We start from the raw sequence: 13687 nt of genomic DNA on the forward strand, positions 1-13687 counted from the left end.
CCTTGTTGAGCGCGACCGACAGGAACGACGACGCCGCGTACGGGCGGTCGTTGACATATTGATCGAGCAGCCCGTCGCTCTGGCCCTTGCCGCGGACGAGCCTGATCGGATCGACGTCGAGCACCAGCGCCGCCTCGCAGCGGGCCGCGCAGGCCTCGGGATAGAAGATCAGCGCCTTGCCCGAGGTGAGCTCGAGCTCGTGCAGCCGCTCGGGATGCTTGTTGAGCAGGAAGCCGAGATCGGTGGCGGGCTGATGCGTGGTGGCGATCGAGAGAAACATGGCGTCACGGAAATCCCAGGGAGTCACAACCACCGTCATTCCGGGGCAAGGCCGCAAGGGCTTGAACCCGGAATCTCGACATTGTCTTGCGTCTGTTTTCAACAATCTCGAGATTCCGGGGTCAATCGTCGATGCATCGCCGCTTCGCGGCGATGCATCGACGATTGCCCCGGAATGACGGCGCAACCACGCAGCTCAGCTCCTCGTGAACAAGAATGCTGAACCGGCGAGTCTTAGTCCTTGTGCAATGAGACCCGGGCGCGTCTGTGACGCGTCCGGGTCATTTGTCGTCAGTGCAGCGTGGCGCCGCGCAGGCTCTCCTCCTGGGCCGCGATCCAGGCGATCACGGACTCGGAGAAGCCGTCGACCCGCGTCCAGGGCCCGTATCCGACCCCGTGCTGGTACGACGCCACGTTCACCATGGTCCCGCGCGCCCTCGGCGCCGGCACCGCGTCGTGGCTCTGCTCGTCGGTGAAGACGATCAGGCGGTCTCCCTGGCGGTCGACCTCCTTGACCGCCCGGCCGAGATAGGTCCCGGAATGCGGCTGCGAGGCGAGGATCGCATCGCGCAGCGCGAAGCCACGGCGCGACGGCACCTTCACGACAGCGTCGCTGAACGTGAAGATCTCCACCTCGTCGCAGACCTCGCGGGCCAGCACCGCCAGCCCGCACGCCGCATCTGCGCGCGTCATCTCCGACTTTGCGGACAGCGCCGCGAACATCGAGCCGGAGACGTCGATCAACAGCCGCGTGCGGCCCTCGAGCCGCGCATGGCCCTTGATCGACCGCAGCATCGCCTGCTCGAGCTCGGGCTCGACATCAGGCGCGTGCCGCGCCGCCGTGATGAACCGATACGGCAGGACCCGGTCCGTCCGCATCGCTCCGATCGCCTCCGCGATCGCCGCGCGCGGCACTCCGGACTGTCGCATCAGGCGCAGGTTGCGCAGCAGCGCCAGCGCTCCGAGCCGCCTCTCAGAAAGCAGCCGCTCGAAGCTCGCACGCTTGTCCGCACCCGCCGACAGCGCGACCTCCCAGGTGTCGGGCGAGGGCAGCTCGCCATCGACGAGCTGCTTCCACACCGCCTCCTGGGCGGCGTCCTTGGGCCTGGCGTGAACCAGGAACAGGACGTCGCGGAGCCGCACCGGTCCCTCGCGGTCATACTTCGCGAGCTGATAGGCGTCGAACTTCGCGAACGCCTTCGCCAGCCCCTTCTTGACCTGCGCCGAGACCGGCTGCCGCTTGCGCTGCTGCTGCGGACCAAGAGCGTCCGCCCAGTAGATCGCGAGCAGCTCGGTCATCTCGTCCGGCCGCTGGATGATGCGCGCCAGGGTCTCGGCCACCAGCGCGCGGTGCTGTGGCAGCCGCGCCATTTCGCGGGCGACGAGCAACGGCGCGTGCCGCAGCTTCATCTCCTCGCGCGCACGCACGGCGAGCCGAGCCGCCTCGCGCGGCTCGACCTCGGCCACGAGCGCCTTGATGCGATCGGCGATCGCGACCCCGTCCTCGTAGAACTGGTCCTCCCAGAGCAGGCAGCTCATCAGCGTGCGCTGCAGCGCCTCGATCGGCGCGAGCTGCCGGGATGGCGCACCCTCATGGGTGAAGGCGCGCAGGACCTTGTTGAGCCTGACCATGATGGCCTCCTTTGTTTGGGTTGATGATGGATGGAATGGCCGGAACACGGCCGACGCGCGTGACCTCGTGGGAGATCACGCGTGATGAGGCCCACGCGCCGGGAACGGGCGAATGCTGAGACCCGCTCCACTGGCGTGGAGCGGAAAGTGCTCTGCCACTGAGCTACCGGCGCATGGAACGCCGGGTGGGACTCGAACCCACGACCTCTCGATTAGCAATCGAAGTATCAGCACTCTTCACCACGGCGCGTGGGAACAGGATTGTGGATGAACCGAGCTCCGTCTCGCCGCGCGACGAGCAAGCTTTCGAACCTCACCCTGAGGAGCCCGCCAGAGGCGGGCGTCTCGAAGGGCGAGGCCTCGCTGGGGCCTCATGGTTCGAGACGCGCCGCGAAGGACGACCCCACCTCCAATTGGCAGAATTGGCGCGGCGCTCCTCACCATGAGGGGCGGGGTCAGAGACCGGCGTTGTCTTCGGCGGGGAACGGGCGATACTGTTGCTGCCCTCGAGGCAGCTATTGCTGCCCCTGCGGGCGTTCGGTTTCAACGAAGTAACAGACGTCCTCGCCGCGGCCTGGCCACCCGGCGGTTGCCGAGCGGCGTTGATGGCATGCTGGGGAACGGGCGATCACGGTCATACGACGATCGAAACGCAGGCTTGGCATCTGGCTTGGCATCAGCTTCACCGCAACCCGCGACGCACCCGTCTCGCTTGACGGATTCCACGGTACGATCGATCGAAGGCGGCGCGTGGCCGCATTGGCGCGAAGGATCCGCGATCTTCACCACCAGCAGCACCCGGCCGCGAACGGCCGGGCATTCAAATAGCTTATCTGCGGCGCTCGGCGGCGCCGCATGGTGCGAGCTCCAGGGACGCTCGCTCTGTCATCGGTGTCCGGCGCTTGACGCCTCGTTCCCTCCGACAGGCCCCGCGCTCTTGGGCACGCGCATGACAGCGCGAGCCCCGGGATCCGGGTCTCCCGTTCCGGCTGCTCGCCGGGACATCCGTGAGTTCGCCGTGCAGGCCGCTGGCGTGAGGGCAACAAAAAACCCTCCGTAGCGGCAGGCTCGGGAGGGTCCGTGTGAACAGGACATTGGATCTTGCATCAGGCAAGACCGCTCCTCCGAGCATGGCGCGCGCCATCCGACGGCGCGAAGCCGTTGGCGGTGCTAATCATGTGTCTGACATCGAAGGACATCGTTTCGCTCATGTTCGTCGCGGGTGTAGTTGCTCGCGAGGCCGCGGTACCTACGCTTGTTTGTTGTTGCTGTCAACGGCGCCTCGCGAGATTTTCTGATCGACGCGTGATGCCGTTGATCTGACGCAACCCGGCGGCGCGAGGCGCGCTTATCCTCTGTCGTGAGGTCGGCGAGCGTGCAGTCATGAACCGGCGGCAGATCCTGTTGGGAGCGAGTGGCGTGCTGGCCGCGGCTGCGGTTGGCGCCGGCGCGTGGCGCTCCGCCACCGGCACGATGTCCGCCTATGACGATTACAGCGCGCGGCTGCGCGCGCCGCTGTCGGGCGAGATCGCCGACCTGATCCGCTACGCGACGCTGGCCGCCAATGGCCACAACACGCAGCCCTGGCGTTTTGCCGCGGCGGCCGATGCGATCACGATCGCGCCAGATCTGTCGCGGCGCACGGCGGTGGTCGATCCCGACGATCATCATCTGTTCGTCAGCCTCGGTTGTGCGGCGACCAACCTGGCGATCGCTGCCGCCGCGAGCGGCCGTCCGGGCGAGGTGATCATCGACGGACCGACGGCGCGCTATACGTTCACGAACGGCCGGCGAGCGGATGACGACCCGCTGCTGGCCGCGATCGTCCGCAGGCAGTCGACGCGCGCCGATTATGACGGCCGGCCGGTCCCGCCTGGCGATCTCGCAGCGCTGCAGGCTGCGTCGGTCGTGGCCGGCGTCGATCTCGCGATCATCACCGCTCCTGCCGCCATTGCTGCGATCCGCGACCTTGTCATCGCGGGCAATGGCGCGCAGATGCGCGATGCCGCCTTCATGCGCGAGCTGAAGAGCTGGATTCGATTCAATCCCCGCAGTGCGATGGAAAGCGGCGACGGCCTGTTGGCCGTCGCGAGCGGCAATCCGTCGCTGCCGACGGCGCTCGGCGGTTTCGCATTCGATCATCTGTTCGATACGGCCGCGGAGAACGAGCGGTATGCGCGGCAGATCGCATCGTCGGCCGGAATTGCCGTGTTCGTCGCCGAGCAGGCCGATCCCGCGCATTGGATCAGGGTCGGACAGGCGTGCCAGCGCTTCGCGCTCGAGGCGACGCGGCTCGGCCTCAAGCTCGCCTTCGTCAATCAGCCGGTCGAAGTGGCCGCGCTGCGCCCGGAATTGGCGCGCCTGATCGGCACCACGCGGCGGCCCGATCTCGTGCTGCGCTTCGGCTACGGGCCCTCACTGCCATTCTCGCCGCGTCGGCCGGTCGAGGATGTGATCAGTTCATGAGTCGTTCCTGTCAATCTTGACGGATCAGCGACTCGGTGCATTGCTTCGTGACATGTTCGAGAACACCCGATTGGCACGCATGAGCGACGGGCATTATTGCCTGGTGCGCGACCTTGGCCTGGTCAAGGGCGGCAAGGGCATGCGCCATCACGAGGTGGTGGTCGACTTCAGCGCGCGCGGCATGAAGCTGCTGGCGAAGCAGGGCGCATCCTCGCTGATGCGCCGCGTCGCCGCCAAGCTCGCGCAGCATGAGGCGACCTCGAAGCTGCCGGCGCTGCTGCGCGTCCGCCTGCGCGAGCCGCAATAGGCTCAGCGCCTCGGCTTGCGCAATGCCCCGGTGCATCCTGCCGGATTTCTGCATATTTGCTGCACGCGATCCCCATGGGGCCGGCTCCTGCGCGCGACTTGCGGCGCTGGCGCGCGGGCTTAGATTGAGGCCTCAACGCAACGCGCGAGCAACATCCCTCATGTCCGATCTTTCGAGCTTCCCGATCACCAGGCGCTGGCCGGCGCAGCATCCCGACCGCATCCAGCTCTATTCGCTGCCGACGCCGAACGGCGTCAAGGTCTCGATCATGCTGGAGGAGACCGGGCTGCCTTACGAGCCGCACACGATCGATTTCGGCAAGGACGATCAGAAGACGCCGGAGTTCCTGTCGCTCAATCCAAACGGCAAGATCCCGGCGATCATCGATCCCGACGGTCCCGGCGGCCGGCCGCTCGGCCTGTTCGAGTCCGGCGCGATCCTGCAATACCTCGCCGAGAAGACCGGCAAATTCCTGCCGGGCGATCCGGCGCGGCGCTGGCAGACCCTTCAATGGGTGCACTTCCAGATGGGCGGCATCGGACCGATGTTCGGCCAGCTCGGCTTCTTCCACAAATTCGCCGGCCGCGAATACGAGGACAAGCGGCCGCTGCAGCGCTACGTCGCCGAGAGCAGGCGGCTGCTCGGCGTGCTCGACGCGCGGCTCGACGGCCGGCAGTGGATCATGGATGGCGACTACACCATCGCCGACATCGCCAGCCTCGGCTGGGTGCGCAACCTGATCGGCTTCTACGGCGCGCGCGAGCTCGTGGCCTTCGACGAGCTGAAGCACGTGCCGGCGTGGCTGGAGCGTGGCCTGGCCCGGCCGGCGGTGCAGCGCGGGCTGGAGATCCCCAAGCGGCCGTGATCGTCAGCGAGGCTGATTTCCAGCGTTGTCTCGACGAGGTGCTGTCGGCGCCTGCGGCAGCGGGCGACGGCGTGCTCGGCCCCGACAGCGTGATGTGGCGGGTGCATCGCGAGGCCGCGCTGTTTCTCGGCGCCGGCCGCGCGCTGCTGCTGCAGCTCGCGCATCCCTGGGTGTCGGCCGGCATTGCCGCGCAGTCGAAGGTGTTCGCCGATCCGCTCGGCCGTTTCCACCGCACCTTCAGCATCGTCTACACGATGGTGTTCGGCACGCGCGACCAGGCCGCCGCCGTGGCGCAGCGATTGTATCGGCGGCACGCCGCGGTCGACGGCCTCATGACCGAGACGGCCGGACCGTTCGCGGCCGGCTCGCGCTACCAGGCCAATGACGTCGATGCGCTGCGCTGGGTCCATGCGACGCTGGTCGAGACCGCGATGATGTCCTACGGCCTGCTGTGTCCACCGCTCGGCGATGCCGAGCGCGAGCAATATTGGCGCGAGGCGATGCGCTTCGCGGGCCTGTTCGGCATTCCCTTCGCCGCGCTGCCGCCGGACTGGGCGTCCTTCAAGGCCTATACGTCGGACATGATGGCGTCGGACACGCTGACGGTCAGCGCCGCCGCGCGCGACATCGCTCAGCGGATCTTCTCGGGTGAGGCGACCTGGATCGGACCGCCGCGCTGGTTCACTGCGCTGACCGCCGAGATGCTGCCGGAGAGGCTGCGGCTGGCGTTCAATCTGCCGTATGGCGAGCGCGAGCGCCGCAGTGCCGCCCGCGCCCGCGCCTGGCTGCCACGGGCCTATGCGGCGTTGCCCGAGAGATTGCGCACCGTCGGCCCCTATCAGGAAGCGATGGCGCGCATCCGCGGCCAGCCATGTCCGCCGTTCACGCGACTGCTCAACCGGGCCTGGATCGGGCAGCCGAGCATGCCCGGCGCTTTGGGGCAACGAGCAGACCATGCGCGGAGCAGGGCGGTCTGAGGCCGGCGCGCGCTGCGACGACGGCGGATCACCGCTGTGGCGCGAGCTTGAGCGCGATGCCGCGAACCTCCAGCGCTGTCGGCGTGCGGCTGCCGCCGGGTTGGCTGATCGACAGATGCACCGACAATCGTCCGTCCTTGATCGTCTCCTTCGGGACCGGAAGCGCGTAGGTGCCGGCGTCCGCGCCGGCGCGAAGGCCGAAGGGGGAGATCGTCCCGAGAGGCATCCCGGACGCCGTCGTCACCGAGACCTCCTGGCCGCGCCCCAGCGCGCCCAGGGTGATCTCGACGATCGCGGTGTCGCCAGGGCCCAGCGGCCGGGGCAGCGACAGTTCGACATCCTTGGACGCTTCCGCAGCGAAGCACCCGGCCGGCCACACGGCCGCGAGCAGCAGCATGGCGGCGGCCTTCAGCGCGGCGCGCCTCGCGCTCACTGGCGTAGCGGTCCGACCGAGAGCGCCTTCAGCGTCGGCGCGGCGCCGATGCCGCCAGAGGGTACGACACGGATGCTCAGCGGCTGGTTGGGCGCGGCGCGCAAAGCGGCGAACGCCTCCTGCTTCTTCGGCAAAGGCACCGCGAAGGTCGCATCCGCGCTCATGACCATCCCCGGCATCATCGAGCCGAAGAAGGCGATCGTGCCGGCGTAATACGGGCTGTCGGCCGCGACCTGGGTGACGCCGGGCGGCGCGTTGACCAGGATGTCGAACTCGCGCACGGTCGAATAGCCGGTCGGGCGGGGCAGCGTGATCTGCGCCATCAGCGGCTGCGGCCCCGCTGCCGCCAGATGGGCTTCGAGCGCCTCGCCGGGGATTTTCACCGTGCCCGTATTGGCCTTGACCGAGCCTTGCTGCGGCTTGGCCCGCGGCGCCGCGGCGACCGCGGGTGGACCGACGATGTTCTCGCCGAAACCCGGCGCATAGTCGTAGTCGAAGCGGTCGGTCGAGATGTAGTCGCCAGCCTTGCTGGGACCGACATAGCCGCCCTTGCCGTCGGCATAGAACAGGAACGGCTCGTCGGAGAACGTCTTCAGGTCGGCGCCCTCCGGCAGATAGGGCAGCTTGAGCCGCTGCTGCTTGCGCGTCCAGACATCCCAGAGCCGGTCCATGTTCGAATGATGCAGGAAGAAGATCGGATCGACCGGCGACAGGAAGTTGGTCATGTTGCCGTAAGGGCCGGGATCGAGCGGCCCGACGCCGCCGATATAGTTGTGGACCTTGTTGTGCGGCAGGCCCTCCAATGTCGAGAACTTGGTGGTGCCGTTCGGCTGGTCGTTGTGCGAGGCAGTTCTCGAACTGGTGAAGCTCAGATAATTATCGGAGTTGTAGAAATCGGTCGGCAGCAGGCCCGCCATGATCACGAAGGCCGAGACGTCATAGGCGGTCTTGGCATCGAGCTTGGGGTTATCGCGCGACAAATAGCGTGAGGCGCAGGTGGTCGCGAACGCCTCGTTGCCGGAGATGCCGGCCTTCGCCGACGGCGAGAAGCCGGTGACGTCGTTCCAGAGATCGTCGATCGACTTGTAGCCGCGGATCGCAAGCTGGCCGCGCTGGTCCTTGGACAAGCCGTTCCAGTAATCCGTCAGCGCGGGCTTGATGAACGACGTGAAGACCGCGAGGTTCGCGGTGAACGGCTGATAGGCCTTGTCAGCCGGCGTCAGCACGCCGTCGAACATGCCGGCCGGAATCTCCGGCAGCTCGGTCCAGTCCCAGTACGGCAAGGCGAAATTGTCGTCGCCGCTCAGCGCGCGGATCGACTGCTCGAAATAGCCGAGATAGCCGCGGTGCCAGACGTAGAACCACCAATTGCCATGCGGGCAATCCATCAGATGGATGAACGCGTTGCGAAACCAGTTCTGCGGATGGCTGGCGGGCAGCTGCAGCATGGCGGCGACGCCCTTGGCGTAGCTCGCCAGCATCTTCTGGCCTTCCGCGCTGGTGACGTTGTAGCGCCGATACTTCGCGGCGGCGCGGCTTGGCCCGGACGGGAGCATGGTCCCGGCCGCGGCCAGCGCTGCTGATGTCATGAACGTCCGGCGTGTCTGTCGCAATGCGATGCTCATCTGAAAAATCCCCCGGTCTGAAAGTCCGCATCATCTGTTCGACACGATACAATCTCAAGTAGCAATTGCGTGTGATGGCTGTATGATCGTCTGGCCGACGAGGGGCCGACCATGACCGCGCTGACGCTGCTGATCATCCGCCACGCCGAGAAGCCCGACGGCGATGCCACCGGTCCGGGCCTCACCCACAAGGGCAAGACGGATTCGAAATCGCTGGTGATCTCCGGCTGGGAGCGGGCAGGGGCTTGGACGGCCCTGTTCGGCAGCGGGATGGGTGGGAGCGACTATCCGACGCCGCAGGCGGTCTATGCCGCCGACCCCGACAGCACCAAGGACGGCTCCGATCCCAGCCGCCGGCCTTACGAGACGGTGCTGGAACTCGCCGCGCGCATCGGGCTTTCCAGGCCGGACACGTCGTTCGCGAAGGGGCAGGAGGCGCCGCTGGTTGATGCGCTGTTGCGACTGTCCGGTACCGTGCTGGTGGCCTGGGAGCACAAGGCGATCATTTCAGACATCCTGCCGCGGCTGCCGGTCAGCAACGCCGGGCAGTTGCCGACTCATTGGTCAGGCAAACGCTTCGATGTCGTGCTGCGCTTCGATCGCGCCGCAGGTGCCACCGACTTCGAGTTCGCCGAGCTCTATCCCTGCCTGATGCCGGGCGATTCCAACAAGCCTCTGAAGAGCGATCCGAGCGACGAGTGATGTCGACCGGACCTCGGGTCAAGTTCATCTGGTCAAGTTCATCTGGTCACGATCAGGTGGCGCGCGGCAGATGCCTCATGGTGACGGTTCGGACCGTGGACTCCGTCAGGCCAGCGCAACTCGCGCGCGGTCGCGCGTCTCCTCGACCCAGGCATGGGCGGCGAACCATTCGTGATACGTGCGGCAGTGCGGGCAGTAGGTGCGCGAGAAGAACACGGGCATACGCTGAAAGCGCTCCGCCTCCATTTCCATTCCCGTCTCGATGCTGCGGCCGGTCTGCGGACAACGTACCATGATCATGCCCATTCGCGGTCTCCTGTTCGCGCGCCAGATACGCCGGGGATGCGAAGAAAATGTAATGCTCAGCCGACACTTTCATGGCAAAGGTCCGTGTGAATTCCGACTGCGGAACGAACCGCGCTTGCGCATCAAAAGCAGGTGAATCGCACTGCAAAATGCGGGGCCGATTGTCGCAACATGAGACATTCGCTGCAGTTGCACACGAAGGGTTGAGGACATCCGGCATGAGCATCACAATCTACGGAATCAAGAACTGCGACACGATGAAGAAGGCGCGTGCCTGGCTCGACGAGCACGGCGTGACTTACGGTTTCCACGACTACAAGACCGCCGGCATCGACAAGGCGAGGCTCGAAGCGTGGAGTGACGAGGTGGGCTGGGAGGTCTTGCTCAACCGTGCCGGGACGACGTTCAAGAAACTTCCCGATGCGGACAAGGACGGACTGAATAAGAGCAAGGCGATCGCGCTGATGCTCGCGCAGCCGTCGATGATCAAGCGGCCGGTGCTCGATCTCGGCGCCAAGCGCGTCGTCGGCTTCAAGCCGGACCTCTATGCGAAGGAGGTCAAGGCCAAGTAGGGAGCAAGGAGGAAACGCGACGGGGCGCCGTCACGAGCGCGATCACCAATTCGTGGGCCGGCGCACGAATCGGCGGTGGTCGGGTATTCTATGTCCGCGGGAAGGTCACAGCAGAATCAACGCGAGGTTCAACGCGCGCCCCTGCGCTCGCTTTGCCCAGCTTTCCGCCTTGCTTAACTCCCTCGATTGACGGCATATTCCGGCCCGAAGCGGTCGCGGGGGGCGGCGCGGAATCGTGCAAGCCCCCCGGTAGAGCCGCCGCACAGGAAGAAGAAGCGAGGGCCGGGCGCCGCTGGCGCCGGCTCGGGGGGATTCTGTTTGGCCAACGAGTTCATTCTCGAGACCCACGGATTGACGAAGGAATTCGCGGGGTTCTTTGCCGTACGCGATGTTTCGCTCAAGATCCGCCGGGGGACCATCCACGCGCTGATCGGCCCGAACGGGGCCGGCAAGACGACGTGCTTCAATCTCTTGACCAAGTTCCTGCGACCCTCGGCGGGAAAGATTCTCTATAAGGGCCAGGACATTACGGCGACCGCGCCGGCCGATGTCGCGCGGCTTGGGCTGGTCCGCTCGTTCCAGATCTCGGCGGTGTTCCCGCATCTGACCGCGCTGGAGAACGTCCGCGTCGCGCTGCAGCGGCAGCATGGCTCCTCGTTCGACTTCTGGCGCTCGAAGAGCGTGCTGAACCGCTTCAACGCCAAGGCACTGGAACTGCTCAACGACGTCGGCTTGAGTGAGTTCGCCAATATTCCGGCGGTCGAAATGCCCTACGGCCGCAAGCGCGCGCTGGAGATCGCGACGACGCTGGCGCTCGATCCGGAGATGATGCTGCTGGACGAGCCGATGGCCGGCATGGGCCACGAGGACATCGACAAGATCGCGGCCCTGATCAAGCGCATCTCGGCCAAGTACACGATCCTGATGGTCGAGCATAATCTGAGCGTCGTCGCCAACCTCTCGGACACCATCACCGTGCTGACGCGCGGCCAGGTGCTGACCGAGGGACCGTATTCCGAGCTCTCCAAGGATGAGCGCGTCAAGGAAGCCTATCTGGGAGCCGGACATGCCTGAGGTGATGACGGCTTCGAAGCCAGGCGCGGCGACGGCGACCAGCACCATTCTCGACGTCAAGAACCTCGAGAGCTGGTACGGCGAATCCCACATTCTCCACGGCATGAATTTCACGGTGAATGCCGGCGAGGTCGTCACCCTGCTCGGGCGCAACGGCGCCGGCAAGACGACGACCCTGAAGTCGATCATGGGGATCATCGGCAAGCGCACCGGCTCGGTCACCTTCAACGGCCAGCAGCTGATCCGCATGACCTCGGACCGGATCGCGCGGCTCGGCATCGCGCTGTGTCCGGAGGAGCGTGGCATCTTCGCCAGCCTCGACGTCCGCGAGAACCTGCTGCTGCCGCCGGTGGTGCGGCCGGGCGGGCTCACGCTCGACCAGATCTTCGAGCTGTTTCCGAACCTCAAGGAGCGGCTGAAGAGCCAGGGCACCAAGCTCTCGGGCGGCGAGCAGCAGATGCTGGCGATCGCGCGCATCCTGCGCACCGGCGCGAGCTTCCTGATGCTGGACGAGCCGACCGAGGGCCTCGCGCCCGTCATCATCCAGCAGATCGGCCACACCATCGCGCGGCTGAAGAAGGAGGGGTTCACGATCCTCCTGGTCGAGCAGAACTTCCGGTTCGCCTCGACGGTCGCCGATCGCTATTACGTCGTCGAGCACGGCAAGGTCATCGACGGCTTCGCCAATGCCGATCTGTCCGCCAACATGGACAAGCTGCATACTTATCTCGGCGTCTGACGCGCCGGGCATATTGACTTCGACGTTGACTTGGAAAGTTCTGGAAAGTTGGAAATGAAAAGCAGGTTCATCGCGTCATTGCTGCTGGGAACGGCGCTCACCGTGGCCGCCGGCGGTATCGCGTCGGCCGGGGACAAGATCGTCAAGATCGGCGCGCTGTCGGACCAGTCGGGTCTCTATTCCGATCTCGGCGGTCCCGGCTCGACCTTGGCGACGCAGATGGCGATCGAGGATTCCGGCCTCACCGCGAAGGGCTGGAAGATCGACGTGGTCTCCGGCGATCACCAGAACAAGCCCGACATCGGCACCTCGATCGCGCGGCAGTGGTTCGACGTCGACAAGGTCGATGTCATCGTCGACGTGCCGAACTCGGGCGTCGCGCTCGCGGTCAACAACGTCGTCAAGGAGAAGAACGGCGTCTACATCAATTCGGGCGCGGCGACCTCCGACCTCACCAATGCGCAGTGCTCGCCGAACACGGTGCACTGGACCTACGACACCTACATGCTCGCGCACACCACCGGCCAGGCGCTGGTCAAGGCGGGCGGGTCGACCTGGTTCTTCCTCACCGCCGACTACGCCTTCGGCGCCGCGCTGGAGCGCGACACCACGGCGGTGGTCACCGCCAATGGCGGCAAGGTGGTCGGCGGCGTCAAGCATCCGCTCAACACGTCCGACTTCTCGTCCTTCCTGCTGCAGGCGCAGTCGTCGAACGCCAAGGTCATCGGCCTCGCCAATGCCGGCGGCGATACCACCAACTCGATCAAGCAGGCCGCCGAGTTCGGCATCACCAAGGGCGGTCAGAAGCTCGCCGCGCTGCTGCTGTTCCTCACCGACGTCAAGTCGATCGGGCTCGACATCGCGCAGGGCCTCAACTTCACCGAGACCTTCTACTGGGACATGAACGACCAGACCCGCGCCTTCTCCGACCGCTTCGCCAAGCGCATGAAGAACGGCGCGCCGCCGACCATGGTGCAGGCCGGCGTCTATGCAGGCCTTCTGCATTACTTCAAGGCGCTGGAGGCGCTCGGCGAGAACCCGCATGACGGCGTCAAGGTGGTCGACAAGATGAAGTCGATCCCGACCGAGGATGCGCTGTTCGGCAAGGGCGAGATCCAGCCCAACGGCCGCACCATCCACACCGCCTATCTGTTCGAGGTCAAGAAGCCCTCGGAATCGAAGGGCCCGTGGGATCTCTACAAGCTGGTCGGCTCGGTGCCGGGCGACCAGGCCTTCACGCCGCTCGACAAGAGCGCGTGCGCTTTGTTGAAGAAATAAGCCGCTGCGTCCCGGCGGTCCGCCGCCGGGGACATCGTTATCTTTGGGAAACGCCGAGAGAAACAGAACAAGACGATGCAGGCCCTCTACGCACAGCTCCTGGTCGGACTGATCAACGGCTCGTTCTACGCGCTGCTCAGTCTCGGGCTTGCCGTCATCTTCGGCATGCTCAACATCATCAATTTCGCGCATGGCGCGCTCTATATGATGGGCGCGTTCTGCGCCTATTTCCTGCTGAACCTCGGCGGCATCAATTACTGGTGGGCGCTGCTGCTGGCGCCGATCATCGTCGGCGCCTTCGGCATGATCCTGGAGCGGACGCTGCTGCAGTGGCTGACCGGGCTCGACCATCTCTACGGCCTCTTGCTCACCTTCGGCATCGCGCTGATCGTGCAAGGCATCTTCCAGAACTATTTCGGCTCCTCGGGCCTG

14 protein-coding genes, 1 tRNA gene and 1 pseudogene are annotated in these 13687 nt (G+C 65.9%); 10 read left to right on the forward strand and 6 right to left on the reverse strand.

What is annotated here, in order from left to right:
• The 3 genes and pseudogenes from BRAS3809_RS18350 to BRAS3809_RS18360 all read right to left on the reverse strand — a co-directional run.
• Positions 1 to 280: pseudogene (locus tag BRAS3809_RS18350) on the reverse strand (3' terminal RNA ribose 2'-O-methyltransferase Hen1); the annotation flags it as partial.
• 290 nt (positions 281 to 570) lie between these two features.
• The gene (locus tag BRAS3809_RS18355; RefSeq protein WP_008963580.1) at positions 571 to 1911 is read right to left on the reverse strand and encodes a TROVE domain-containing protein; all 1341 of its coding nucleotides are present in this window, start codon (positions 1909 to 1911) and stop codon (positions 571 to 573) included.
• A gap of 174 nt (positions 1912 to 2085) precedes the next feature.
• Positions 2086 to 2160, reverse strand: a tRNA-OTHER gene (locus tag BRAS3809_RS18360).
• A gap of 1134 nt (positions 2161 to 3294) precedes the next feature.
• Between BRAS3809_RS18360 and BRAS3809_RS18365 the strand changes: the two genes are divergently transcribed.
• From BRAS3809_RS18365 to BRAS3809_RS18380, 4 genes are all read left to right on the forward strand, one after another.
• A complete protein-coding gene (locus tag BRAS3809_RS18365; protein ID WP_008963581.1) occupies positions 3295 to 4377 on the forward strand; it encodes an Acg family FMN-binding oxidoreductase in 1083 nt (360 codons plus the stop codon).
• A gap of 79 nt (positions 4378 to 4456) precedes the next feature.
• Positions 4457 to 4684 carry a hypothetical protein gene (locus BRAS3809_RS18370; RefSeq protein ID WP_008963582.1) on the forward strand — a complete coding sequence of 76 codons (228 nt, stop codon included), beginning with the start codon at positions 4457 to 4459 and terminating at the stop codon, positions 4682 to 4684.
• 160 nt (positions 4685 to 4844) lie between these two features.
• Complete coding sequence (locus BRAS3809_RS18375; protein ID WP_035656740.1) at positions 4845 to 5549, forward strand: glutathione S-transferase family protein; 705 nt, start codon at positions 4845 to 4847, stop codon at positions 5547 to 5549.
• Positions 5546 to 6526: an oxygenase MpaB family protein gene (locus BRAS3809_RS18380; RefSeq protein ID WP_008963584.1), complete on the forward strand. Its 981-nt coding sequence runs from the start codon at positions 5546 to 5548 to the stop codon at positions 6524 to 6526. The genes BRAS3809_RS18375 and BRAS3809_RS18380 overlap by 4 nt, the downstream gene beginning before the upstream one ends.
• 28 nt (positions 6527 to 6554) lie before the next feature.
• Here BRAS3809_RS18380 and BRAS3809_RS18385 read toward each other — a convergent pair whose 3' ends face one another.
• On the reverse strand, positions 6555 to 6923 hold the full coding sequence (locus tag BRAS3809_RS18385) for a hypothetical protein (RefSeq protein WP_240535706.1): 369 nt from the start codon (positions 6921 to 6923) through the stop codon (positions 6555 to 6557).
• A gap of 32 nt (positions 6924 to 6955) precedes the next feature.
• Positions 6956 to 8584, reverse strand: coding sequence for a tyrosinase family protein (locus tag BRAS3809_RS18390; protein WP_008963586.1), 1629 nt, complete (start codon positions 8582 to 8584; stop codon positions 6956 to 6958).
• A 111-nt stretch (positions 8585 to 8695) separates the two neighbouring features.
• Here BRAS3809_RS18390 and BRAS3809_RS18395 point away from each other — a divergent pair, with 111 nt between their 5' ends.
• Complete coding sequence (locus BRAS3809_RS18395) at positions 8696 to 9286, forward strand: hypothetical protein (protein WP_008963587.1); 591 nt, start codon at positions 8696 to 8698, stop codon at positions 9284 to 9286.
• Between the two features lie 105 nt (positions 9287 to 9391).
• On the opposite strand, the gene BRAS3809_RS18400 is transcribed toward BRAS3809_RS18395, so the two are convergent.
• Entirely contained in the window at positions 9392 to 9592 is a 201-nt protein-coding gene (locus tag BRAS3809_RS18400; RefSeq protein WP_008963588.1) for a thioredoxin domain-containing protein, read from the reverse strand.
• Between the two features lie 218 nt (positions 9593 to 9810).
• On the opposite strand from BRAS3809_RS18400, the gene BRAS3809_RS18405 reads away from it, so the two are divergent.
• The 5 genes from BRAS3809_RS18405 to BRAS3809_RS18425 all read left to right on the forward strand — a co-directional run.
• Positions 9811 to 10164: an ArsC family reductase gene (locus BRAS3809_RS18405; protein ID WP_008963589.1), complete on the forward strand. Its 354-nt coding sequence runs from the start codon at positions 9811 to 9813 to the stop codon at positions 10162 to 10164.
• 318 nt (positions 10165 to 10482) lie between these two features.
• Positions 10483 to 11238, forward strand: a complete 756-nt coding sequence (locus tag BRAS3809_RS18410; protein WP_035656743.1) for an ABC transporter ATP-binding protein — start codon at positions 10483 to 10485, stop codon at positions 11236 to 11238.
• Positions 11231 to 11977: an ABC transporter ATP-binding protein gene (locus BRAS3809_RS18415; protein WP_008963591.1), complete on the forward strand. Its 747-nt coding sequence runs from the start codon at positions 11231 to 11233 to the stop codon at positions 11975 to 11977. The genes BRAS3809_RS18410 and BRAS3809_RS18415 overlap by 8 nt, the downstream gene beginning before the upstream one ends.
• Positions 11978 to 12031: 54 nt before the next feature.
• Positions 12032 to 13255: an ABC transporter substrate-binding protein gene (locus tag BRAS3809_RS18420; protein ID WP_035656747.1), complete on the forward strand. Its 1224-nt coding sequence runs from the start codon at positions 12032 to 12034 to the stop codon at positions 13253 to 13255.
• A 75-nt stretch (positions 13256 to 13330) separates the two neighbouring features.
• The coding region (locus BRAS3809_RS18425; RefSeq protein WP_035656749.1) for a branched-chain amino acid ABC transporter permease at positions 13331 to 13687 on the forward strand (357 nt) is incomplete at its 3' end.

Source organism: Bradyrhizobium sp. STM 3809 (genome assembly GCF_000239795.1).
Taxonomy (GTDB): domain Bacteria; phylum Pseudomonadota; class Alphaproteobacteria; order Rhizobiales; family Xanthobacteraceae; genus Bradyrhizobium.